The 24,583-nt window shown below is 42.6% G+C and carries 25 protein-coding genes; 9 read left to right on the top strand and 16 right to left on the bottom strand.

Annotation, left to right across the window (positions count from 1 at the left end):
- Nucleotides 1–28: 28 nt before the first annotated feature.
- The gene (locus METLIM_RS05115) at nucleotides 29–1,330 is read right to left on the bottom strand and encodes a DNA methyltransferase (protein ID WP_004076859.1); all 1,302 of its coding nucleotides are present in this window, start codon (nucleotides 1,328–1,330) and stop codon (nucleotides 29–31) included.
- A 101-nt stretch (nucleotides 1,331–1,431) separates the two neighbouring features.
- Between METLIM_RS05115 and METLIM_RS05120 the strand changes: the two genes are divergently transcribed.
- The 4 genes from METLIM_RS05120 (at nucleotide 1,432) to METLIM_RS05140 (ending at nucleotide 7,193) form a co-directional block, all read left to right on the top strand.
- A complete protein-coding gene (locus METLIM_RS05120; RefSeq protein ID WP_004076860.1) occupies nucleotides 1,432–2,793 on the top strand; it encodes a TrpB-like pyridoxal phosphate-dependent enzyme in 1,362 nt (453 codons plus the stop codon).
- A gap of 37 nt (nucleotides 2,794–2,830) precedes the next feature.
- Nucleotides 2,831–3,940 (top strand): ATP-NAD kinase family protein, encoded by a 1,110-nt coding sequence (locus METLIM_RS05125; RefSeq protein ID WP_004076861.1) that lies wholly within the window; start codon nucleotides 2,831–2,833, stop codon nucleotides 3,938–3,940.
- 85 nt (nucleotides 3,941–4,025) lie between these two features.
- A complete protein-coding gene (locus tag METLIM_RS05130; protein WP_004076862.1) occupies nucleotides 4,026–4,325 on the top strand; it encodes a YunC family protein in 300 nt (99 codons plus the stop codon).
- Nucleotides 4,326–4,727: 402 nt separating this feature from the next.
- Nucleotides 4,728–7,193 carry a heavy metal translocating P-type ATPase gene (locus tag METLIM_RS05140; RefSeq protein ID WP_245543589.1) on the top strand — a complete coding sequence of 822 codons (2,466 nt, stop codon included), beginning with the start codon at nucleotides 4,728–4,730 and terminating at the stop codon, nucleotides 7,191–7,193.
- Between the two features lie 79 nt (nucleotides 7,194–7,272).
- Here the strand turns inward: METLIM_RS05140 and METLIM_RS05145 are convergent, their stop codons facing one another.
- The 4 genes from METLIM_RS05145 to METLIM_RS05160 form a co-directional block, all read right to left on the bottom strand.
- Nucleotides 7,273–7,761, bottom strand: coding sequence for a helix-turn-helix domain-containing protein (locus METLIM_RS05145; RefSeq protein ID WP_004076864.1), 489 nt, complete (start codon nucleotides 7,759–7,761; stop codon nucleotides 7,273–7,275).
- Nucleotides 7,762–7,822: 61 nt separating this feature from the next.
- On the bottom strand, nucleotides 7,823–8,215 hold the full coding sequence (locus METLIM_RS05150; RefSeq protein ID WP_004076865.1) for a hypothetical protein: 393 nt from the start codon (nucleotides 8,213–8,215) through the stop codon (nucleotides 7,823–7,825).
- 200 nt (nucleotides 8,216–8,415) lie between these two features.
- Entirely contained in the window at nucleotides 8,416–10,227 is a 1,812-nt protein-coding gene (locus METLIM_RS05155; RefSeq protein ID WP_004076866.1) for a methyl-accepting chemotaxis protein, read from the bottom strand.
- Between the two features lie 259 nt (nucleotides 10,228–10,486).
- Nucleotides 10,487–11,710: a phosphoglycerate kinase gene (locus tag METLIM_RS05160; protein ID WP_004076867.1), complete on the bottom strand. Its 1,224-nt coding sequence runs from the start codon at nucleotides 11,708–11,710 to the stop codon at nucleotides 10,487–10,489.
- Nucleotides 11,711–11,902: 192 nt separating this feature from the next.
- Here METLIM_RS05160 and METLIM_RS05165 point away from each other — a divergent pair, with 192 nt between their 5' ends.
- The 3 genes from METLIM_RS05165 to METLIM_RS05175 all read left to right on the top strand — a co-directional run bounded on the left by METLIM_RS05165 (nucleotide 11,903) and on the right by METLIM_RS05175 (nucleotide 14,073).
- Entirely contained in the window at nucleotides 11,903–12,649 is a 747-nt protein-coding gene (locus tag METLIM_RS05165) for a class I SAM-dependent methyltransferase (RefSeq protein WP_004076868.1), read from the top strand.
- A 56-nt stretch (nucleotides 12,650–12,705) separates the two neighbouring features.
- Nucleotides 12,706–13,308 (top strand): flavodoxin family protein, encoded by a 603-nt coding sequence (locus METLIM_RS05170; RefSeq protein WP_004076869.1) that lies wholly within the window; start codon nucleotides 12,706–12,708, stop codon nucleotides 13,306–13,308.
- 219 nt (nucleotides 13,309–13,527) lie between these two features.
- Nucleotides 13,528–14,073 (top strand): YqhA family protein, encoded by a 546-nt coding sequence (locus METLIM_RS05175; RefSeq protein WP_004076870.1) that lies wholly within the window; start codon nucleotides 13,528–13,530, stop codon nucleotides 14,071–14,073.
- Between the two features lie 81 nt (nucleotides 14,074–14,154).
- On the opposite strand, the gene METLIM_RS05180 is transcribed toward METLIM_RS05175, so the two are convergent.
- The 3 genes from METLIM_RS05180 to METLIM_RS05190 all read right to left on the bottom strand — a co-directional run bounded on the left by METLIM_RS05180 (nucleotide 14,155) and on the right by METLIM_RS05190 (nucleotide 16,529).
- Nucleotides 14,155–14,637, bottom strand: a complete 483-nt coding sequence (locus tag METLIM_RS05180; RefSeq protein ID WP_004076871.1) for a YkgJ family cysteine cluster protein — start codon at nucleotides 14,635–14,637, stop codon at nucleotides 14,155–14,157.
- Between the two features lie 121 nt (nucleotides 14,638–14,758).
- A complete protein-coding gene (locus METLIM_RS05185; RefSeq protein WP_004076872.1) occupies nucleotides 14,759–15,967 on the bottom strand; it encodes an MFS transporter in 1,209 nt (402 codons plus the stop codon).
- Nucleotides 15,968–16,058: 91 nt separating this feature from the next.
- Nucleotides 16,059–16,529: a tetratricopeptide repeat protein gene (locus tag METLIM_RS05190; protein WP_004076873.1), complete on the bottom strand. Its 471-nt coding sequence runs from the start codon at nucleotides 16,527–16,529 to the stop codon at nucleotides 16,059–16,061.
- 196 nt (nucleotides 16,530–16,725) lie between these two features.
- Here METLIM_RS05190 and METLIM_RS16485 point away from each other — a divergent pair, with 196 nt between their 5' ends.
- A complete protein-coding gene (locus METLIM_RS16485) occupies nucleotides 16,726–16,884 on the top strand; it encodes a hypothetical protein (protein WP_157202230.1) in 159 nt (52 codons plus the stop codon).
- A gap of 72 nt (nucleotides 16,885–16,956) precedes the next feature.
- Here the strand turns inward: METLIM_RS16485 and METLIM_RS05200 are convergent, their stop codons facing one another.
- From METLIM_RS05200 to METLIM_RS05210, 3 genes are all read right to left on the bottom strand, one after another.
- Complete coding sequence (locus METLIM_RS05200) at nucleotides 16,957–17,877, bottom strand: ATP-binding protein (RefSeq protein ID WP_052300879.1); 921 nt, start codon at nucleotides 17,875–17,877, stop codon at nucleotides 16,957–16,959.
- Between the two features lie 206 nt (nucleotides 17,878–18,083).
- Complete coding sequence (locus METLIM_RS05205) at nucleotides 18,084–18,563, bottom strand: AlbA family DNA-binding domain-containing protein (protein ID WP_083824981.1); 480 nt, start codon at nucleotides 18,561–18,563, stop codon at nucleotides 18,084–18,086.
- 129 nt (nucleotides 18,564–18,692) lie between these two features.
- The gene (locus tag METLIM_RS05210; protein WP_004076874.1) at nucleotides 18,693–20,000 is read right to left on the bottom strand and encodes an ATP-binding protein; all 1,308 of its coding nucleotides are present in this window, start codon (nucleotides 19,998–20,000) and stop codon (nucleotides 18,693–18,695) included.
- A 304-nt stretch (nucleotides 20,001–20,304) separates the two neighbouring features.
- On the opposite strand from METLIM_RS05210, the gene METLIM_RS16490 reads away from it, so the two are divergent.
- Nucleotides 20,305–20,472, top strand: a complete 168-nt coding sequence (locus METLIM_RS16490; protein WP_157202231.1) for a hypothetical protein — start codon at nucleotides 20,305–20,307, stop codon at nucleotides 20,470–20,472.
- Nucleotides 20,473–20,562: 90 nt separating this feature from the next.
- Here the strand turns inward: METLIM_RS16490 and METLIM_RS05215 are convergent, their stop codons facing one another.
- From METLIM_RS05215 to METLIM_RS05230, 5 genes are all read right to left on the bottom strand, one after another.
- Nucleotides 20,563–22,092, bottom strand: coding sequence for a LolA family protein (locus METLIM_RS05215; RefSeq protein ID WP_157202232.1), 1,530 nt, complete (start codon nucleotides 22,090–22,092; stop codon nucleotides 20,563–20,565).
- A gap of 114 nt (nucleotides 22,093–22,206) precedes the next feature.
- Entirely contained in the window at nucleotides 22,207–22,785 is a 579-nt protein-coding gene (locus METLIM_RS05220) for a hypothetical protein (RefSeq protein ID WP_004076876.1), read from the bottom strand.
- Entirely contained in the window at nucleotides 22,782–23,165 is a 384-nt protein-coding gene (locus METLIM_RS05225; protein ID WP_004076877.1) for a hypothetical protein, read from the bottom strand. The genes METLIM_RS05220 and METLIM_RS05225 overlap by 4 nt, the downstream gene beginning before the upstream one ends.
- 233 nt (nucleotides 23,166–23,398) lie before the next feature.
- Nucleotides 23,399–23,587: a tetratricopeptide repeat protein gene (locus METLIM_RS16005; protein ID WP_245543590.1), complete on the bottom strand. Its 189-nt coding sequence runs from the start codon at nucleotides 23,585–23,587 to the stop codon at nucleotides 23,399–23,401.
- Nucleotides 23,588–23,702: 115 nt separating this feature from the next.
- Entirely contained in the window at nucleotides 23,703–24,572 is an 870-nt protein-coding gene (locus tag METLIM_RS05230; RefSeq protein WP_004076879.1) for a PepSY domain-containing protein, read from the bottom strand.
- Between the last annotated feature and the right edge of the window lie 11 nt (nucleotides 24,573–24,583).

Here is a 24,583-nt window from a genome sequence, read left to right on the forward strand (position 1 = left end):
AGTCCGGCTGATATATCATAATTATCATTTAAGATTTTCTGAACACAACGATCCGGTTTGTATTTGTGCCCCTCTTCTTATTGCTCACCCCCCATATATTTGAAGTCTTGGTAAAGTTCTGCTCATTTATCAGAACTCCTGCACACTCTAATCCGGCAGTAATCCCGGCAGGGACAATGTAATCATCAAGACGGATTTTTCCGTTCCTGACCTCGCCGACTTCAAAGGCAACCCAGCCACCAGGTTTTGTAATCCGGAAGAGTTCATGAAATACATCCTGCATACAGGATGCCCATTCTGCGGCAGTCCGTGCCATTGTGATCTCCCTGCCTATAGCCTCTGCATCAAGGGAATTAAACCAGCACCTAAGCCAGTTGTCATCACGGTAATTTACAATGTCAAGAAAAGGCGGCGATGTCACTGTCAGGCTGATGCTCCCATCTTCAATAAGTCTGGTTTTTGCAGCATCTGCATTCAGAAACACTGCATTATCCCCCGCTGATGTCAGGAAGGAAAGCTTATCTTTATCAATATCCTTCAGGAGAGAAACGCTCTTCTTTATTATCAGTTTCCTCGTATCCCTGTATTCCGGAGACTGACCCCTCTTTTCATTAATTATAACCTGTCTCTCCGGCAGAACTGCCTGATTGGGGGGGAGAGTATATACAGAGAAAAAACCGGGAGAATGACCGGTAAGGCGGTTTGTTGCCACCATCCTTATCCACCGGTCAGTGTGATCCTCATCTCCGGAATTTTTCCTTCCGTCAAGGTAACTTTTCAGTGACATAATCTCAGACGCTGTCTTTTCATCATAAAACATCGAGAGATCAATATCAGGTGAGAGGCTGTAGTCATAAGGTATTGAATCCACCCTCTCTTTTATCTCAGACACAGAAGGAGGATAAAGTCTCGGTTCACAGATTAACCTGCTTAAAGGACTGATATCATTTGAGACAACATTCCTTCCGAGAAGTGCTGCCTCTATTATGGTAGTGCCCCGCCCTGTAAAGGGATCATACACCCGCTCACCCATATCTGTCAGGAGATTTATGAAAAAACCGGGAAGCTGCGGCTTAAAGCATGCCCGGTATGATATTTCATGCAGTCTTGACGCTGCCCTCTGCCTGGAAGTCCAGAATTCGTTTGTGTAAACCGGAATTTCAGCATTCACAGCTGAAGAAGTGACAACTGTGCTGCGAACCTCTTCTTCTGCTGCATCTTCGCAGATTGTCAGCTTCTGACCTCTCCTGCAAACGCTGCTCTCATCTTCTGTGAAGGCAAAATCCAGGATATATTCACGGAACTCAGCGGCTGAATTAATTAAAGGCATTCTGCAATAGTATTGCACTGCACATAAAATCATTATAACCGGAATCTTCCGAAATTAAAGCACAACAATGTATAAATATGTACTCCACCATATAACATAGTATGAAGTCACGCATTATCCTTGATGAGGATGAGATACCAAAACAATGGTACAACATCCAGGCAGATATGCCAAATCTCCCAAAACCTCCGATAAATCCGGCAACGATGAAGCCGGTCGGCCCGGATGACTTAAAGCCGATCTTTGCAGATGAGCTTATCAGGCAGGAGATGAGCACAAAAAAGTACATCGACATTCCCGATGAAGTCAGGGAGATCCTCACCCAGTACAGGCCAAGCCCGCTCTACCGTGCAAAAAGGCTTGAGGAGAAACTGAAGACAACGGCAAAGATATACTTCAAATATGAAGGATTAAGCCCTCCAGGATCACATAAAGCCAACACCGCCATAGCACAGGTCTATTACAATGCAAAGCAGGGCATTGAGAGGATTGCAACCGAAACAGGTGCAGGACAGTGGGGATCTTCGCTTGCATATGCAACGCAGATCTTCGGCCTTGAGTGTATGGTCTATATGGTCAGGGGCAGCTACGACCAGAAACCTTACAGAAAGATAATGATGGAGACCTGGGGGGCACAGTGCTACCCAAGCCCGACAGATATGACCGATGCCGGAAGGGCAGTGCTGAAGAAGAATCCGGATACGGCCGGAAGTCTGGGCATTGCCATTTCTGAGGCGGTTGAAGACGCGGCAAAGCACGAAAATACCAACTATGCACTTGGTTCGGTCTTAAACCATGTCTGCCTTCACCAGACTGTCATCGGACAGGAGACGCAGAAACAGCTTGAAATTGCGGAAGAGAAGGCCGATGTGGTGATCGCCTGTGCAGGCGGCGGGTCGAACTTTGCCGGAATTGCATTTCCTTTCATAAGAGATCAGATCTCCGGCAAAGACAGGGATACCGAAATCGTCGCAGTTGAGCCGTCTGCATGCCCAACCCTTACAAAAGGGCTTTACGCCTATGACTTCGGTGATGTGGCAGGGCTTACACCTATAATGATGATGTACACCCTGGGCCATGCCTTTATCCCACCGGCAATCCATTCAGGCGGCCTCAGGTACCACGGGATGGCACCGCTGGTATCAAAACTTCATGCAGACGGATACATAAACGCAGTATCATACCACCAGAATGAGGTATTTGAATCAGCAGTTATGTTTGCAGGATGCGAAGGGATAATCCCTGCACCGGAATCCGCACATGCCATAAAAGCAGCCGTCGACAAAGCTCTTGAGTGCAGAAAGACAGGGGAGGAGAAGACAATAGTCTTTAACCTGAGCGGGCACGGCCACTTTGATCTCTCATCATACCAGGCATTCCTCTCAGGAAAACTTCAGGATTATGAATACCCTGCCGATCTTATCAGGGAGTCACTCGCGGATCTGCCAAAGGTAGAGGTCTGAAAACCGGAATGATAACACCGGAAAGCAGAAGAGAATAATGAGAAAGATCGGATTTATCATAAACCCTGTCGCCGGGATGGGCGGCAGGGTGGCACTAAAAGGCACAGACGGAATGGCAGATAGAGCGTTAAGTCTTGGTGCAGAACCGGTCTCGCATAAACGTGCAGAGGCCTTCATAAAGGCCCTGAAAACCCACAGCCCCGGAAGAGAAGAGACAGAATTCCTGACTGCCGGAGGTGATATGGGAGAGAATACACTCAGAATAAACGGAATTCATAACATCAGAACTGTATACACACCGGAGAAGAATACCACTGCAAAAGATACAAAAGAGGCTTGCAGGCAGTTTAAGAAGGAAGGGGCAGACCTGATAGTATTCTGCGGAGGAGACGGCACTGCAAGGGATATCATCTCCATTACAGGAGAGGAGGTGCCTGTTCTTGGGATACCTTCAGGAGTGAAGATGTACTCCGGAATTTTTGCCCGGAGTCCGGCTGCCGCTGCAAATATCATCAGCAGCCCTGAAAAAACGGCTTACATATCAACAGAAGTCCTTGACATTGACGAGGACAAATACCGGGCAGGAAAGTTGGAACTTAAACTATTCGGAACCGCAAAAACACCCGGGATTCCTGCAATGAATCAGACTTCAAAGATAACGTCTTCCGGGAACGAAACAGAAGCACAAAACGAGATTGCAGAATTTTTAACCTCACTGTTAAGCAGAAATACGCTCTGCCTGATAGGCGCCGGTTCGACTGCCAAATCCCTGTGCAATCATGCTGAAGGTGAATGCACCCTTCTTGGAGTTGATGCCGTGTATGAAGGTCAGATAATCAGAAAAGACCTCTCGGAGAAGGATATCCTTGAGATGCTCGGCAAATACAGCAGAAGTAAGATTATCATAAGTCCCATAGGAGCGCAGGGCTTTATTTTCGGGAGGGGAAACCAGCAGTTCTCTCCGGAAGTGCTTAAGAAAGCAGGGAGCAGAAACGTAATTGTCATCGCAACGGCGGCAAAACTTGAGATGACACCAAAACTTTACATTGACACCGGAGACTCTTCTGTTGACGAAAGTTTTGGAGACAGTATTCAGGTGATATGCGGATATGCGGTTGCAAGAAGAATGCCCCTTATTCACTCATAAACCGCTGCTGTCTGCTTACAAAGTGAATCTCCCGTAAAAAGATAAAAAGACAGATTCAATAATATAAAGATGAGATGTTAATATAATGTCGGAATCAAAAATAGAAATATCCGGTAAAGAGATAGAATGCTTTGAGATACCGCTTGGAGATGTAAATCTCGTATTTGCAAAAACAGATGATGGGCTTATAGGGTGCGGCGCCTTTGATGTCATTGCACTTGAAAAGTTCTCATATGCGGCAGCAAAGGTGAGACCTTCAGGAAATTCAGTTAAAGATGTAGAAGACCTCTTAAACGGAGAGATTGCCCTTGCAAACAGATTTGCAAAGGATAAAGGCATAACTGAAGGGATGTCCGGAAGAGAAGCCATCGAAAAACTGATCTGAAAATATTCCTTCCGGAAGTACTGCCAATCTTTCGGAGAGAATAAAAAAATCCACAAAATAAACTTTTTTTAAACTGAAACAATTCACAAATTAAGAATCCGTTGTCATTCCGCCACACATTATTTACGTTTCTTCCGGACAGTTCTTGTCCAGACGGAAACTGAATCCGGAATTATTCAGATTACAGGATTATATGAAGACCGACCGGGAAAAATCTAATATAAATACCAGCATATTACAGACTGTCCGGAAATTTCAGAAAATATTTCGGACAACGTATAATACCGCCAAAAAAAATACCTCCAGCAACGGGTATTGCAGATTATATTGAAAATATAACTGTTAAAACAGGAGAGATGGATCTTCTGACCTCTAAATACCACTTCCGGAATATAAGGAAATATGATAAAAATGCCTGAGAAACTGAAAAAAAGCGAACTTAAAGTTACCGGAATGCACTGTGCAGCCTGTGCTGTAAATCTTAAAAAGGCGCTGAACGGTCTTGAAGGAGTCAGTGAGGCAGATGTCAGCATAGGCACAGAGAGTGCAGTTATCTCATTTGATCCCGAAAAGACGGACATAAACAAGATTAATGAAACAGTAAAGAGGTCAGGATACGGCCTTTTAGAAGATGAGATTAAGATTAAAATCGGTGGTATGCACTGTGCAGCGTGCTCTGCGGCAGTGAAAGAGTCACTGATGAAAACAGAAGGCGTTACATCTGCGGATGTAAACCTTCTGGACAACTCCGCCTATGTTAAATTCATACCCGGCGCAGCGGGAGAAGAAAATTTCAAATCTGCGGTTGAAAGAGCCGGATTTGCATACGAAGGACCTGAAGAGGAGAGAAGGCCCGACATTGAAGAGGTCCTGTTTAAAAAAGAGCAGAAAGAGAGACTACTAAGGGTATTTACCGGAATCGGAACCGCTATCCTGATAATGGCTCTGATGTACCTTCCTGCTGAATATCCTCTGCCCCTGAAATATATACTCTTTGTAATCGCAACACCGGTCTTCATATATCTCTCGGTTCCCATATTCAGGGCGGCATTCTCCGGGCTTAGGAACCGGAATCTCAATATGGACGTCATGTATGCCCTCGGAATAGGTGTCTCCTATGCAGCATCATTTCTCGGGACATTCGGAATTCTTCTGAATACCGAATACCTCTTTTATGAAACACCGCTTATGCTCGCCGGATTTCTGACCCTTGGCCGATACCTTGAAGCAGGTGCAAAGGGAAAGACCGGAACGGCAATAAAGAAGCTCATCAGTCTGAGGCCGGAATCCGCCTTTGTAAAAAAGAATGATCATTTTGAGGAAATTCCGGTTGAATCGGTCATATCCGGAGATCTGGTTATGATTAAGCCGGGAAGCAGGATTCCCGTTGACGGCACTGTCCTTTCAGGTGAGGCATACGTGGATGAGTCAGTAATAACCGGAGAACCTCTTCCGGTACGAAAAACCTCAGGAAATAATGTTATAGGAGGAACTGTACTGACTGCCGGGTCTTTTTTGATGACTGCTGAAAAAGTTGGAAAGGACACAATGCTCTCACAGATCATAAGGACGGTAGAGGATATGCAGAGGGCAAAACCCCCTGTGCAGAGAATTGCTGACCGGGTGGTTGCCTGGTTCATCCCCGCAATTCTGACAATTGCCACATTATCGGCACTGGTTTGGTATTTTGTCCTCTCTGCAACACCCCTCTTCTCAATGACGGTGTTTATATCGGTTATAGTAATCGCCTGCCCCTGTGCACTCGGACTCGCCACCCCGACTGCTGTGACGGTTGGAATCGGCAGGGGTGCGGAACTTGGAATTTTAATCCGGAACAGTGAGGCGCTCGAGGTTTCCGAGAAGATCAGAAATGTGATATTTGACAAGACAGGCACGCTTACAACCGGAAAACCGACTGTGACTGAGATATTCTCCTCCGGAATAGATGAAGATGAACTGCTGGCCCTGCTGGCAGGGGCGGAAACTGGTTCAGAACACCCCCTTGCAGGAGCTATCGTAAGTTTTGCAGAATCAAAGGGAATTAAACCTGCCGCTCCGGAGAATTTCAGGTCTGTTTCCGGAGGAGGCATTGAAGCTCTGGCAGACGGCAGAGAGGTTACAGCCGGAAATGAACAGTTTACCGAGGACAACGGATTTATTATACCACCCGAAATAAAGGAGAATTTAAACAGAATACAGGGAGAGGGCATGACAACCGTTATCATAACAACTGACAGAAAAGTCACAGGGATTATCGGGATCTCAGACAGTCTTAAACCGGGAGCCTTCGGGGCTGTGAAGATGATAAAGGATATGGGGGCTTCTGTCTCGATGATAACAGGAGACAATGCCTTAACAGCACTGGCTGTCGGCAGAAAGGCGGGAATTGAGGATATACATGCAAATGTCCTGCCGGGGGGGAAGGCAGAGAAGGTAAAAGAGATAAAAAAGTCTTCAGGATTTACAGCTTTTGTAGGTGACGGCATAAATGATGCACCGGCACTGGCTGCTTCAGATGTAGGAATCGCAGTAGGAAGTGGCACAGAAATCGCAATTGAAAGTGCTGATATTGTGCTGATGAGAGATGACCTCTATGACGTCGGAGCTGCCATTCAGCTCAGCAGAAAGGTGATGTCAAGGATTAAACTCAACCTCTTCTGGGCGTTTGCCTACAATTCCGCACTGATTCCGGTTGCCGCAGGTGTCCTGTACCCGTTATATGGCATAACTTTCAGGCCGGAATTTGCAGGAGCGGCGATGATGCTAAGTTCGGTTACAGTCATATCCCTGTCACTTCTCCTGAAAAATTATACACCGGAAGCAGTTAAAGAAGGCAGGAAAATAAAGGAAAAGAGAATAAAGGACTGATAAAGAGGAAATTAATATCACAGACCCCGCCAGGTCCTCCGGGAAATATCTTAGATTTCAGCCTGAAAAATGCCTAAAATCACTCAAGCCTTTTTTCAAGCGACTTTATCGAATCAGTCATCGCCTTGTTTCCGGGTTTCATAATCACAACCGGAATATCAACTATCCTCTCAACAAGAGAGGCGAGGACCGGGGCACAGACAATCCCGCCTGCACCGTCTTTTTCAGCTTTAACGGCAGATACAATGCACTCTTCCAGTGAATATGACGGATAACCCTTTATCCTGTACTCCTTTCCTGCAGCACTGATGCTTTTCGTCTCAATATCATCAAGGAGAAATTTTGCACCGATAACTGCCACAAACTCCCCGCCCGACGGTTCAAATGCTGCACATATCGCCTTAATAGTTGAGAATCTCGGATCACGCTCTCCTGATGTGATCTTATATATTGTTGCAGAAGGGATGCCTGCCTTCTCAGAGAGATCCTTTATTGACATTCCTGTTCTCTTCAGCTCATCTTCGAGGACAGTCTTAAAGTCATAGTGAAAGATTTTTCTGGAAAACATATGATTAATACAATAGTAATACATTATTTAAAATAATTTCCCCGGAGGATAATTTCATGAGTCAGTAACAGTGAAAGAGGCATTCAGTCTCATCATTGTACAGGCGGTCAAACTCCAGATAAAAGAGTTCAGCCTCCGCCTCAAAACCCCTGCTGTTTCCGGATTTAAGATTTCCGGAGGCTTTATTAAAATGCGCCCTCAGTGTAGCGGCATCCCGGCCCTCAATTCCTGCAAGTGTGAGCATATCCTCCATCATTGTGATCTCATCTGAAGGCTGAATATCAAGTATTTCAGCCTCTTCACACCCGCAGAGACTTCCTTTTTCAGATACCAGTGTCTCACTGCCGGGGAGGCATGAGGCAGACCGGCATGATTTTCCGGGCGCCGCACCATGAGTAATTTCTTCCTTTTTCTTAGTGCAGTACCTCCCGGTTAAGCCGGTTTTACAGATCATATTATATCACCAGTATAGTTATTCAGGATCAACAATCTGAATTTATATTAAATAAATGAATTATATACTCCGGATTAACTGTTCTAACCTTCAGGTTATACCTGAGTAACCGTATGATCTCCCGCAGCATCACTCAGACAATATATCTCTCCATGCAGGGCTTCGGAATAATATCCACTGGAACCCCAGCCCGGCATCACTCAGACAATATATCTCTCCATGCTTTTATTCAGAAATCCGGTCAGATCCTTCACTTCATGAATTGCACTCCCAATCTCCTCAATTGAAGCACTGGTCTCCTCTGCAAGGGTTGCCAGTTCATCCATAACATCATTTACTTCTTTTGTAATAGATGTCCCCTCATCAGTATCCCTTACAATATTATTTGCAATATCTGCCTGATCCTCAATCGCACGCACAATATTGCTAATGTCGCCATTCACCTCCCCGGCACTCCGGATTATATTATTCAGTCCGTCAATCGCCTCATTCACACAATCAATACTATCATATATCTCTTCATTGGCCTTTTTGATTAACGATACCGTCTTCTCACCCGAAGACTGAACAACCGAGACTACTTTTTCGATATTATCGGTTGCAGCCCTCGCTTCAGCGGCGAGGTTTTTCACCTCCCCGGCAACTACTGCAAAACCCCTCCCGTGTTCACCGGCCCTTGCAGCCTCAATAGCTGCATTGAGAGCAAGAAGATTGATCTGACCTGTGATATCATTTATCAGCCTGATGACATCTGATACTTCCTTAATCTGCTCAGAAAGTGAATTAATCCCATTTACACTCTCCTTTGATATAGCTCCAACACTATTCATTTTATCTCTGGAGAGATCACCTGCGGTCTGTGCCCTCCTGCCGGTTTCAACAACGAGACTTGTCTTTTTATATACCTCATTTGAAGTTGAGGCGATCTCTTCGTTTGATGCTGACAGGTCAGATATCCTGCTGTTGATATCCTCAATTCTCCCATACAGTTTACCTGTAAGTTCAGCAGCACCGGAACATGATGAAGCCACCTTCTCAGAGGTTTTATAGACATCATCTGCCCCTCTGCTCACCTCAGAGCAGTTTGAATCAATCTTTGAGACAGATTCAGAGACATCAGTGACAACTCCCGAGAAGGACTCCCCGACAATGTTGAGGCTGTTCTTAATATGAAGCATATCTCCCTTAAATTCAAGATTTTCATCTACTCTTGCCAGAAAATTATTTCTCTCAAATTCACGGGATATTCTTCCGATCTCATTGACTGCCCTGCCAATCTCTTCTCCGGCTTTGTTAACACTGTTTTTAAGCAGCAGAAAATCTCCACGAAATTTATTCCCCCGGTCCATGACCACACTGAAATCACACTCAGAATAACTATTGAATACCTTCATAAGTTCTTTAAAGAAAAACCCGTACTCATCAAGAACATCATTGATTCCGGAGACTACCTCTTTCAGTTCGCCTTTATGCCACGAAGTATCAATTCTTCCCCTGATGTCCCCCGACCTGATATTATTGCTGATATACAGGATATCCTCAATTACACGTGCATTGGCATCCTTTTGATTGAAAATGTTCATTGATGCCGGAAGAAGACTCCCGATTACATTAATGAGGTTTCTCTCCTCTTTTAAAAAAGGCCCTTCATAATCTTCAGCCCTCTCTTCAAGATACAGTACATCAAGAGTCCCGGATATACCGTCAGAGTCGGTAAATTCAACACTCTGTATCCAGGGTGTTTCCCTGTAGCCCGGACTTTTGATATCAATATCCTTATACCGGAATCTTGCAACCGTAATTTCAGGATACTGCCATCCCGGCGGGATCATATCAACCACTTTTCTGAGAATAGATTCCCGTTCAAGGTTTCTGTCAAAAAGTATGGCAGATATTCCGTTTACAAGAGCCTGTTCCTTTAATCTCTCGTTATACTGATACGCAAGCGTTTCAAGTTTTATCTCAGCCATCTCATCCGCATCAAGTAACTCTCTGAGCCCTTCAAATTTCATATTCCACCATCAAAAATAATATCTAAGCCGTCAATCAGCCCATAAAAAGGAATTATTCACAAAATACTGCCATTAGTTATTGAAATGTAAATTCTGGCTTCAGCAGAAATATTGAGAACAGAACACATATAAATTTAGTTCAATAAATAAATGTAGAATATATAGGACAAACACAACCCGGCGTTATGCCGACAGTCAATAAAAAGAGAGCGTATTAAAATAGAGAATACAAAAATATATATTCGGACTTAAATTATAGTCAGGCCTTATTCCCGAATATCTGCCAGGACTCCTCAAGGGCAGCAACCGCAGGCAGTTTTTTTCCGGTTAAAAACTCAATACAGGCCCCGCCTCCGGTTGAGATATGACTGAATTTATCATTTATTCCAAGCGATTCAACAACAACCGCGGTATGGCCCCCGCCGACAACCGAAAACTCCGCCTCGGCAGATGCCCTCAGCAGTTCAAAAGTTCCGGTTGAGAAGATCTCCTCCTCAAAAACTCCGGCAGGGCCGTTGAATACAACGGTGCCGGATTCTTTTATAATTCCGGTAAACTCCGCAAGTGAATCTATGCCGAGATCAAGAACCGGCAGATCTCCGGGGAGACGGTTTACCGGATATTCGACTCTTGCACCGTCTTCCCGGACTGCCACATTATCCGGGATTATGACCTTATCTCCATGTGCAGAGAGTATCTCCTTCGCCTTCTCAATCTCTGATGTATAACCGAGTTTTCGTATAAGATCCATTGCGGGATCTCCGACATTAATCCCTTTTGCAAATAAGAAGACATTTGCAACAACGCCGACAGCCATGACCTGATCAGCAATTCCTGAATCAAGGACATTTTTCGCGACATCGAGTGAGTCATCCACCTTTGTCCCGCCAAGGACGAAGGTTACAGGAGATGGCGCATCTGTAAATACTCTTGAAAGAGTCTTAACTTCTTTCTCCATCAGAGTTCCGGCAACAGACTTCATCGCAAACGGAAGTCCGACAATTGAGGGCTGCGACCTGTGCGCAGTCCCAAACGCATCATTTACAAAATAGTCACCCATCGCAGAGAGGCGCCTTACAAGATGAGTCTGTGCGGCCTCCGGGCCTGAGAGTTTGAGGTTCTCTTCAGCACTGAACCTGATATTTTCAAGCATGAGAACATCTCCGGCCTTCATTTGGTTTACAATATCTCTTGCGCACCGGCCGAATATGTCATCAATATACTCCACATTCCTGCCGATCAGCTTCCCAAGCTTTTCAGCATGGGCATTCAGGGTTGTAAAATCCTTTTTGCCAGGTCTGCTCTGGTGTGCGAGAATTACACATTTTGCATCCTCAAGTGCCTTTACAGTCGGGGAATGCTCTCTGAACCTTTTATCATCAAGAATCAGGCCGGAGGCCGGATCTATTGGAGAATTGAAGTCCACACGGAGAAGTGCCGTTCCTTTGAGTGTATCAAGATCATTTAATGTACCGAATTTCATACTTGCCCGCCACCGGAGAAAAACTATTGATACATATATTGGCGCAGCACTAAAATATTGGTTTTCTTCCTCTGCTGAGAAATTTTAGATCAGTCCCCAAAAACTTACACTGGATCGCTATTGTCACCATTATGCAAAAAACCGGATTTCCGACCACAAAAATATTATTATGAGTATTCCATCTGTACAGATATGGATGATTCATTTTTCTTCAGCATATTTGAAGGCCTGCCCCGGCAGGGTCCGGGAGATGACAGGTGCACGGCAAAAGCTTTTGCACTCGCAAAACCTCTTCCGGAAAATCCTGAAATTCTCGACATTGGCTCCGGGAGCGGCATGCAGACCATTGCCCTTGCAAAACTGTGCAGTAAATGCACGATTACTGCCATTGATATTTATCAGCCTTTCCTTGATGAACTGAAAAAAAGAGCTGAGAAGGAGGGCTTTGAAAAGAGAATAAATACAATTCGCACCTCAATGGAGGAACTGGACTTTGATAAAGAGACTTTTGACCTCCTTTGGGCTGAAGGGTCAATCTTTATACTCGGAGTTGAGGAGGCAATCAGTAAATGGAAAAGTCTCATCAGAAAAGGAGGTAAAATTGCATTCTCTGAGGCTGTATGGCTCACGGATAAAAGATCAGATGAAGCCGAGGAGTTTTGGCTGACAGAATATCCGGGTATGAAAAATGAAGCTGAGATCTGCCGGATTCTTGAATCAGCCGGATTTACAAATATAAAGAAATTCAGGCTGCCGGATTCTGCATGGCTGGAGAATTACTACATTCCGCTTGAGAAGAAAGTGATGAAACTTAAGGAAGGAAAACACAGCAGAGAGGAAGAAGAGATACTTGACTTCACATTAACCGAAATAGAAATATTCAGGAAATTCAGTGGTGAATACGGATATGTATTCTTTATTGCAGAGAAAAAAGAGTGAATATACGGGACATTGTAGATATATTATTAATTAAAATAAAAAAGAGAGGGTTAATTATGAAGGTTGTAATGTTTAACGGAAGTCCGAGAAGGAAGGGCAATACCGGGATTTTGCTAAAAGAGGTTGAAAAGATCCTTAATGATGAAGGGATAGAGACTGAAATCGTGCACATTGCCGGAAAGAAATTTCACGGATGCACGGCCTGTATGAAATGCTTTGAGAACCAGGACTGCCGATGTGTCTTTGATGACGATTTTGTCAATAAATGTATCGAAAAGATGATTGATGCAGACGGTATAATTATCGGATCACCCACATATTTTGCCGACGTGACGGCAGAGACAAAGGCACTTATTGACAGGGCCGGTTTTGTCGGCACGGCGAACGGAGGGCTTTACAGGAGAAAAGTGGGCGCTGCCGTAGTTGCTGTCAGGAGGGCAGGGGCTGTGCACGCCTATGATACAATAAACCACTTCTTCGGGATAAGCAGTATGTTCACTGTCGGATCTTCATACTGGAACCTTGGAATCGGGCTTGATGAAGGGGATGTACTGAAGGACGAGGAAGGGCTTTTAACCATGCAGGAACTTGGAAAGAATATGGCCTGGATTCTGAAGAAGATCAGTTCAGACGGAAAAACAGAACAGGAAAATATCTGAATTAAATATAACAGGGAACCGGATCTGCAAAATTTTTCTCGAGAAAGAATTTCTTAAACCAAAGAAGTCATTCATGAACCAGCCGGTTCACAGATAATGAATGAAACAGTGCACTGTTTCATAGGAGCATTTGCAGATTTTATTCCGGCAGGGTGAATTTTTATTATCCATAAAGACTGATAATTAAGATCCAGAGTTGATCTGAAACAAGGATTTAATATGAGTGAAAATACCGGAGATAAAATATCAGATAAAAAAGAGCAGAGTTCAGTTGAAAATATCTTTGAAAAATTCCTCTGGAGCCTCAGGTATGTTGTAATTTTAGGGGTGATATTCAGCGCACTCAGTGCAATTGTGCTCTTTGTAATAGGGTCAAAAGAGATACTTGACATAATTATTGAAAGCGTTTCGATCACTTCCGGCCATGTCAGCCATGAATATATCCTCGTCGGACTTATAGGTGCGATTGACTTTTACCTGATAGGGCTCGTACTGCTGATATTCAGTTTTGGTACATATGAGCTGTTTATATCTGAACTTGATATTGCGAGGAAATGCGGTGGATTTACAAGCATTCTTGAGGTGAAAAATCTTGACGACCTCAAAAACAAGATTCTGAAGGTTATAATCATGGTTCTGATCGTCAATTTCTTCCAGAAAATCCTGTCTATGGAGATGGGAGATGCCATGGATATGCTAAGCATGGCAGTATCAATATGTTTGATCTGTATTGGTGTCTATTTCCTCGGGAAGCATAATTACTGACCAGAAAATAGCAGGTCTGGCAAAATAATCAGCCAGAGCAATTTTTTAGGACCTATTAATTTAATTAAGCAGATAAAAGGTTTATTTATGTATGGTATAACCGGCCTTCCTTAGCTTATCAATGATAATCCGGTCCCATTTGTCTGTATCAGGTTCTGTTATATCTTTAATTTCTTCTTCCCGGAATTTTTCAAGCTCATTGGTTTCTGCCGAGAAGTAACGGTTTTCCATCACCCTGCCGGCCCGGTTTCCGTTTTTGTCAAGTATCAGAATCCTCCAGCAGGAGTAGCTTTTGCACATATCTGTCCTTGTTGCATGGACTGTGCAGCAGACACGGTTGTTCTCCGGGTCTTCCCTGAGAAAAGGGCAGGCGTAAGGTTCTTTGTCAAATATGCTTCTGTCTGGAAAGAGATGCCTCTTGTCCTCATCAACAGTCACATAGTGCTCCTCGTTTGTGTATTCATTCTTTATTCTGAATTCATATTCTCCGGTCTGCTCAATAATTGTCAGAACAAGGCCGAGGCATGAGCAGCACTCCCCGCACTGCTGGCAGTAAAATGACATGGTACTTTCACAAAATGATTATCTTAAATAATTATATGATATAGGATAAGAAACAAAAAAAGCTAATCTGATTATTCCCTGCACCCGGAAATATAAAGAACACACAGAATCAATACCCGGATTATTCATTTATTCCTGACATTCTGCTCTTCTCCATCCCTCTTTTGGCCCATACAAAAACAGGAAGGGATAAAAGCTGCATTATAACAACATATGAAATCAAAATCTCTACTGATGCCGAATACGCCCACCCGATGATTATACTCCCAATGAGCCATGAAAAACCATATACTGTGTTAAAAATACCATATGCAGTCCCCCTCCTGGAGATATGTGTATAGTCGGCAACTGCTGCTCTCAGAACAGTCTCCTGAATTCCCATCACCGCACCCCATAGAACAGCTGATATTATAATAGCTGTATAACTGGAACTAAAAGCCGCAAAGGGAATGATTATTCCAATAACCGGCATTCCAATCATGGCAATCAGGCCTTTTTTATCATATAATCTTCCGACAGCAAGTGCCACAACCGCATCAACCCCCATTGCAATTGCATAAAACAGAGGAATCTCTGCATCCGGCACAACACCTGTTGAGCTCATATGAAAAGCAATTAAAGGAAATGCGACAAAACCGCCGATTGTCAGAGCCGTAAATATACCATAAGGAATAAGTGCCTTAATTGACGGGTTCTTATTTTCAGCACCGGAATCCAGTTCAAATTCAACCGGTTCCGGCAGCCTGGCCCGAACAAGAATAAGTGTCATAATCATAAGTATGAAAGGAATTATGAGCAGGGCAAATCCGCTCCGGTAATCTCCCCTGAAGATAAATGCAGCCGCAAATATCAGGGGACCCAAAACGGCACCGATCTGATCGAGTGCTTCATGAATTCCAAATCCCCACCCTCGTCCGACATCTACGGTAATATTTGAGAGTATTGCATCTTTTGCCGGTGCACGAATTCCCTTTCCCATTCTTTCAAAGATAAAGAGAATTGCGGCAATCTCCCATGAACCGGCAAAGGCAAGAATAGGAACGGCAATCAGCATGCCGTAACCGAGGAATACCAGTGCCCAGTAATGCCTGGTACTGTCAGCAACAAATCCGGATAAAAGACGCATGGCATATCCGGAGAACTCCCCGATACCTGCAACAAACCCTACTACAAGAGCACTCCCGCCAAGGATGTACAGATATGGCCCTGTAACACTGCGTGCCCCTTCATAAATGACATCGCCAAACATTGCCACAATGCCAAACAGAAATATGACAATGTAGGCTTTTTTTATACGCAAATTCCTTTCAGATGAATTATTATTACTCATAGAATCTCTCCGGAAACAGGAAGAATTACCAAATTACCGGGTTCAATATTATCAAGTGATCAATTCTTCCCTGCAAAGCAGTTATTATTTATCAGGTGCTCTCACCCGGATCTGCGGCAATAACATAGAAACTGCCGGAGGTTTCCGAACCGGAATTACTGCTTACAGGAATGTCAGCTTTAAGATCCGGATCATATTTAGTGGCATTTTCAAAGCATAACTGTGCAGCAGAACTGTTGTTCATGTTCATGAAGATTATGCCCTTCAGGTACCAGGCAAGCCCGTATTCCGGGTTTAGTTCAAGCGCTTTATTGCAGCTCTCCATTGCTTCTTCGTACCGGTTGAAATTATCATTGTAAAACATCCCCCTGTAGCACCATGCAGTTGCATTTTCAGGGTCCAATCCAACCATATCATCATAATGTTTCCCGGTTTCATTTACTTTAATCATGAATTCAGAAAACCGTTCATCGGGGTCTTCTGCTCCGGTTATGCAACCAGAGGCGAAGAGAGCAAAAACCAGAAAACAGACAAGGCAGATATTTCCTGATAAATATCTCATTGCATTGTATATCTTTTCAGGAAAGATTAATCTACCTGATTATCCCGGAATTTACCGATCCAAAGGAGAATTCGCACAAATATTAATGACAAAATAAATTTAACGCATAAAGACATGAAAAACCAGAAATAACGGCAACATAACAGATTTAGAATGAAATTTAGAGAAATATTTATACAGGATATGTGAAAAGAAAATGGATTTAATTAAACTTCACTCAATAACAGAAAAACCGGCAATATACGAGAAAGGAAACGCCGTGATGTGGGACGATGAACATATCTCCAAAATACTTCTGGAGGCTCATTTAGGCAGGATACTGATCTCACCCGGATCATCTGATTTTTTTACGTGACCGCCTTTTTCCCGGCACATCTAAAGAAAATAAAGCCGGCATTGACAATACAGATTTCCGGCCATTTATTACTCATTCCAAAACCTCCCAGTGACCGGTTTTTCTGCCTCCGATTCTTACAATTATTCCCTTTTCTTTTAGCTGTGACAGATATTTTTCAACCATTCTTGTTGAAATATTCAGTTCATCAGCAATCTCATAAGTTGTTATATTGGGATTTTCGGACATTAAACCGATTAAGTGATCTATTTTATATTCCGAACTCTTTTCCGAACTCTTTTCCGAACCGGAAGCATCATCAGTAATAACTGCTTTCGTAGCAGCCTCGTCCTCTGCATTTAACAGTTTTATAGCATCCGGACTCATCGGGAATGTTATTCTGAGAAAATTCTGGGTAAATCTAAAACATTCTTTTGGATATGCTTTCAGAATACGGGGCATACCTGAACCAAGCTGTTCAACCATATCCAGGTCTTTAAAGATACGCATCAGTTCCTGATTTCTTGGATTGGAAAAACCATCGAAGAACTCATCTTCATTAATTCCAAGAATTGTTCCTCCGGCAGATGTTATCTCCAGACGGTCATCAAATATCTCAAACTTTGGCGGGACTCCGTTTGAATAGTCATTGTGAATCAGTGCATTGATGATAGCCTCACGAACTGCAACATGGTCCCACAACCGTTTATTAATCCGCTTTTTATAGGTTATACGGGAAAATGTTGGGTTTTCCAGTTCAAGTTTATCAAGCACATACTTTGCAGCTTTTACAAGGGAGCAGTAGCCGTACTCATTATTTTCAATAAGGTCCACCCTGTCCAGTCCGGCATATTTTGCAACTTTTATCGAATTTCCGTTGCTGTCTGCAAGAAGATAGCCTGCATAATTGTACTCTCCGGAACTGGTCAGAAGTTCAAGATTTGCTGCAAATTTGTCATTCAGTTCAAAGCCGGCCTCATTGTAATAGACCCAAATAGCTAAAAAAGTGTACACTACTACCAGTAATATTTTGAAAATATTAACGTCACTTCGTTATTTCATTAAAATATTCGATATACTGCTGAAAAGGATTTATTGAATGCAGTGCATATGTACACTGCCAGTATGTATTTATATTCTCCACAAAAATGTCGTAATTTTGGAAATGAAGGATTTAAAAAAGAAATTGACCAATTTATTAAGCAGTAGTGTATTAAAAACTAGCTAAATGGGTAATAGATCTTTAACTGTTCAAATGTAAGGTCCTGACGGGGGGATCGTATCTTTCCAATTGAGCTGCGGGTCCTTCCGGAATAAAACTCATCAATCATCCTCTGCGGCATTGGTTCGGATGCAGAACCGACACGCATAAAGCAGCCTTTACCTGTCATGCCGTATTTTTTCAGATAATACGGCTTTTCCGGACCTCCGGCTATATTTATCCTGACAATATCCTTATCATCCCTGACCTCATGGATTACATCAAAAAGACCCATAACTGACGGCTGAATATTATTTTTAAGCCGGTCTTTTATCTTAAGCTGGACGTCATCAACATCTAAAACTCCATACAACTCTCCGGAATCCTCTATCCCGATATAAATTACTCCACCTTCACGGGAATTTAAAAAGGCAACGACCTCTTTTTCAAAGTTGTCATTTAACTGCCGTTTATATTCAATGCGACTGGATTCTCTCATAAACACCTCTGGAAGTTCTGACCTCATATATCAATAAATCTGGATAATTCTACGGTTAAAGACAGTTATGATCCGATTTAAATTAAAAATTGCTGATATTTCAGAAATTTACCTGCCTGTGCAATACACCTAAAAAAGCAGAAACTGCGTAATAGCCATTACCTCAATATCAATACCATCAAAACTCATAAGCTCACTACGACTTTCTGTGATGATATAACCCTTATCAAGCCCGAAATTTTTGCAGGCCATGACAACACCACCAACCTCCCTTTGCAGATTGTTATTATTCAGATCATAGCAGACCTGATAGGCTCCCGTAATTTCATTCCTCTCCTTAATTATAAAATCACACTCTGAATTATTCTGATTCAGGAAAAATATCTCATATCCACGCCGTTTAAGTTCATTAAAGACCACATTCTCATAAAGCCTCCCCATATTCTCAGAAAACCTAAATGAGACTGCATTTACAAATCCGGTATCGACAGAGTAGTATTTATTATCGGATTTAAGCTGCTTCTTTAAAGAGTAGTCATAATTCCGGATACTAAAGAGCATGTAAGCTTCTTTTAGTGCATTTACATAACTCTCAACAGTAGCGTAATTATATCCTAATGCTTTTGAAATACTGTTAATACTGTTCTGTTTAGTGTCACTTGAGAGCAGGTAATAAGTGAGATTTTCAAGTTTGTTGTAGTCAAAATTATATCTTCCTGCAATATCCTTCACCAGAATTGTATTAAAATATGAGATTAGATCCTCGTGCTTTAATTCAGCCCTCAAAGTTGCAATCTTTGGAAACCCGCCAAACTCCAGATATTCATTAAATAAACGGTTTATCTGAATTTTTTTAGAAGTGTAGTCAAGAAGGTTACCGCAGTTTAAACCTTTAAAAGAGATATACTCTGCAAATGTCAGTGGATATACCTCAATACTAAGATGCCTGCCGCTCAGTGCAGTGGCAATATCACTGGAAAGCATCTTTGATGATGAACCTGTAACATAGATCTTTGCCTGATTTAATTCATGGAGAGTATAGACCCATTTTTCCCAACCGGAAACATTCTGAACCTCATCCAGAAATAAGTAAACTTCTCCCTCAGGATTTATATTCTCACGATATGTAGCAAATATCAAAGATAAAATATCCTCATTATCACAGTTATAGAGCCTTAAATCCTCAAAATTCACATACAAGAGACATTTCCTATCCACAATTTCAGAGAGGGCCTTTATCTCCAGCTTAAGTAGTGTTGACTTCCCGCTTCTCCTGATACCTGAAAGTACAATTATCTCACCGGAATCACGAAAAAGTTTAATTTTATCCTGATATTTTGGCCGGTCCAGATATTCATCAAACGCCTCAGGACCTTTTTGCCAGTAATTCCAGTCATTCAGGATCTCCAGAACCTGAATCTTGGTAAGCAGAGCCATTATGATCAAATATGATTTAATTCATTAAAAACTTATGGTACAATAAAAGTTATTTTTAAAATATGTTACATTGTAGCATAACAAGATTGCCTTTTTAGCTATCCAAAGCACAGGCTATTCCTGCATTCAATTGCTTTCAGATTAAATCCAAAAATTCTTGTCATCGCCGGTTGCATATCCTCACAAAAAGCACTAAAATCGCCTGACAAAATCATAAATTCCGGGGGACGACCACCACATGAAGAATGCGAAAAACTGAGGAAAAAATGGATGAAAATTATCCGGCAGTGACATTTACAACCGTATGCAAGTTATTCCAGTAGTAGCGGAGATAGTGGAGGGCCAGTATATTACAAAGATACTAACCACAGAGTTCATATCTCCAGCATACACTGGGGGAAAAGGAAGCTACTCATGCTTTTCTCCAATATATAATGTAATGAATGATCTTGGAATTTCAGTTAAAACATAAATTTTAGTACAATTATAAATTTTACAGTAATTATTCGGAAATGTTGATTAATTCTATGTAGTGCAATTTAAAATAATGACCGGGATTTTTTTATTTTTCACCCCTGATAACCCTGAGCGTGAATGCTGAATAATCAAAACCTCCCGTAGGTGTCCTCAGCTGTACACTGAAGCAGTAATCCCCGGGTTTAACCGTAGAATCAACTGAAAATATCATATCAATGTAATAATCAGCAAAACTTCTGGCTGTAAATCTTTCAGGCTTTACCGACACATCTATCCCCTCAGGCCACGGGGGGCGTTCATCCTCACCAACAGGCCCATGATCCAGGCTGCAGGGCACTGTTTTAAGCTTCATTGTCACTGTACCAGTGTCAAGCTCGCCTGTACTGATGTGAAACTGTGCATGTCCGCTTTCTCCCTGTGAAACTACCAGGAGATCCTGACAGTATTCGCCTTTGCCCTGGTAGAAATGCCAGAGTCCTGCACCACTCATAGGAGTCCCGTCATCAGCTGACACCCTTACCCAGTCATCGGTTACTGCACCAGGCGCACCTTCGACATCGGCGTGCAGGTAAAGCCACAGGTTGTCAATTTCAGATTCAGGCTGAAGGTGAACTGTCACCTCAGATGTATATATCTTCCCGGGCTCTGCCGCAAATTCACGAGGCTCAACGGCAACGGTAAAATTTCGGGGCAGGGGGAGAGGAGTGGCCTCATAAAGTCCTGCAACACGGCATATTTCATATTTCACGATTCCGGGCTCCATGTTTCTGGAGTAGAATGTGTAGTTTACAGAGCCTGAAGGGTCAGGATCACTTATCCTTTCTGCCCTGTCATAGTTGTAGAGGGCAATTAAGAATCTGTTCCCGCTAAAACCGCCTATAGGCTGTGTCAGCAGATCTTCTGTGCAGTCTCTATCAGAGTCATTTTTTCCAGCCGCACAAGACAGAGGACTTTTACTTTCACACCCAAGTCCTGAACCGGATGGAGGAGAGAACGAGAATCTCTCTTCAGGTATGCCTGTATTCACTTCGATTTTTTTGTACTCTATGATATCGTTTAACGTATCTGACGGGTAATATGTGGTGATATTCCATGCAAGCCCTGACTGTGGATCTATCTGGGCGCAGATCTTTGAGCTGATATAATCAGTGTATTTGTCTGACCAGGGTTCGGTCAGGATCTCTATATTATACAGCATACGCTCGTCAGCCTGCACTGTATCAGTTATGGTGAATTTCTCATCCCTGACAGCTCTCCGGATCATATTCTGGTAATCATGCCGGGGAAGATATGCTATCTCAGGCATGATCCTGTATGTGTTCTCTTCGGCATCATAGCGTACTGCTGTTGTTTTATTCATCAGAAGAAGTGTTCCGGGAGCATTTTTTGTGCTGTCCCGGTATTCCATACGGTATTCTGAAGGTTTTTTCCAGTCGAAGAAAATAAGGCCGTCTTTTTTTGAGTGATATTCAGACTGATAATCCTCAATTTTGCCTGCATTTTCAAGATACTTATTTTTTAGTTCGCCTGCGTCAGGGTTTTTCTGCCCGCTTTCCGTGCATCCTGCAATAAAAGAGGCTGTTACAAGAAGAAGCACCAGACACAGACATATCAATTTTCCCGGATATTTCACGATTTAAACCCCACATGAATATTATGCTTTTTTTGAATTAAAATCAGATCAGATATTAACACATTAATCTTTATCATACAGTATTTATGGCTCTCCTCAAGCATCGTCTGCATGGGCAAGATAATCCTGTACAGGAGGGAGAGGTTCGCCTTCTACTCTTACATCACCTGTCCTGTATTCGTAGTGGTAATAGTTTCCATTTTTATCGGTGTACGAGGCGCTGTCCACGATATACTCCTCACCGAATGCCCGAACAGATGCTACAACCGAATGCTCGCCTGCTGTCAGAACTATCTCGCTTTCAGAAAAACCCTCAAGATATCCGGTGTAGGAATATATCCCCAAAACTTCGCGGGGATTTTTTATTGTAAAACCTTTAAGAACCATAAGATACGGCTCTCCTTCTATTTTTACAGGAATATTTTCACCTGAAAAAAGCTGATTTCTGATCATTTCTATATCAAGGATCACGAGGTCGCAGTTTTCAATGGTGCCCTGTATATTAAGCTCCGTGCCGTTCTTCTGTGAATGTACAAGCGTAGTTGCACCTGTAAAATCAACAAGCGGAACTTCCGGCATATCTCCCCCGGAATTTATTATAAAGCAGGTTACAACCAGAATTATCAGTGCCGAAAAAATTCCGGCAGCAATCAGTTTTTTATCAGCCCCTTTCATGATCTGGCCATAAGAATACAGTAATAATCCCCGTTCCAAAAAAGGGCCTTTCTTATGTGTTTGCCCTGGCCGTCGGTTTCAACAGAGTATTTTGACATAATCTCGTCTGTCGCTCTTCCCCGGACAGATGCATGGCTTATAAACTCCCCCCCGTCGCCGTTGATGTTTTCAAAAAGCTCTCTTAAGGAAGGGTATTTGTTGAAATCATCATCTGTTATCTCTACAATTTCGTAATGAGCCAGGTTCTCTTTTGACACTTTTGCAAGCGACATGGATCCTCCGAGATCGCCTGAGAGCAGGTGCAAAAAGAGCATCAGTCCCGATGCCAGGATAACCACTACAATTAAAAGCGCAAGTAAAGCTTTCTGTAATTTTTTCATATAAGCATATACTCCGGTTAAAAATTGAGTACAGTCATTTATATATTCTCTCACTATGTCCTTGAACTGTTCTTTCAGACAATTGAATTAATTGTATAATTGCGCGATCTATTTTCCCATTGTAAAAAAATAATGGTACTTCAGTCTGAAACCGAATAAAACAGGCAGAATGAATCCGAGCCTCCGAAACTGTAATTCTCAGCATCAGGGACGTATTCTTTTAGTTCCGGGCTTTATGAAATTGCATTTTCAAATGAAAACTCCGCTTCGCTGATATTGGCAATGTTGAGCAGGACATATCCTTTCAAAAGCCATGCGAGACCATATTCGGGATTGATTTCAATAGCTTTATCCGCACTTTCCAGAGCTTCATCATACCTGTTGAAGTTATTGTTGTAATACATTCCCAAAGAGATTGACACAAGAAAGGAATCTGATGAGGTGTTTTATTTATTGGTGGATGATATTAGAGGAAGGACTTATTATCTCTAATATTTACCTGATGAAATCTGAATATAATGTCCTGAAAGAGAATTATCAAAGGTAAGGATCTTTCAGAATAACTTCCCCTGTCACTGCATCAATGAGAACTATCCCACCCACAGAGATGTAATTCTTTGGTTTTCCTTTAATATCGACCCGCCAGAGAAGTTTCTGCTCTGTTCCGGCCGGACAGTCGACAATAAGCCGTGCATCCGATTCAGTCACAACAATTCCGTCAAACTGATCTTTTGCAATCTCAAGAGCCTCATCTTCACTGATCTCCGGAACAAGTGAAACCTCAGTCTCCCCGCTTATTGCCATATAAGTAATAATCTCTCCCGTTGAAGGATTTAGTGAGATTAATGCCGAATTTGGGAGGTAAACTCTGTCTTTTATTTCATTAAACGTTATCGAGTATTCTTTGTAAGCCCCGTGATCAAGGAGCTTTGATTCGGTAATTTCAAGTTTTTCTGCATTTGATGCAGATGTCTTTTCTGCGATATAGTCACGGGCAATATCCTCTGCGTCCTCAGGTTCTATCCTGACATCAAGAGTCTCACTCCAGTTAACCGGAAAATGTGCAAGGGTAATCTCCAGAGTTTCCGAATTAACATAATACCTCTCTCCACCATCCGTTGAGAATTTATAATAGTCTCCATAATAAGATTCACCAGTGCCTTCATATTTTAAAATCACAGATGAATTAGCCAGAAAATTAATAACAGCGGTTTTTGCAGCATCTTCTCCGGCAATGCCCGCCAGACTGGCCAAAACACCGGATTCTTCAGAATTACCAGCAGAATATTCTGTTCCACGATCATCTGCGGTCACAATTTCACCTGAATATCCTGATGGGACAAAAATCAGAATTAACAGAACCACTGCAAGTGCCAGAAGAACTGTAACTTCACTTTTTATTTCCATAACATTACCTC

Origin of the sequence: Methanoplanus limicola DSM 2279 (assembly GCF_000243255.1) — an archaeon.
GTDB lineage: Archaea > Halobacteriota > Methanomicrobia > Methanomicrobiales > Methanomicrobiaceae > Methanoplanus > Methanoplanus limicola.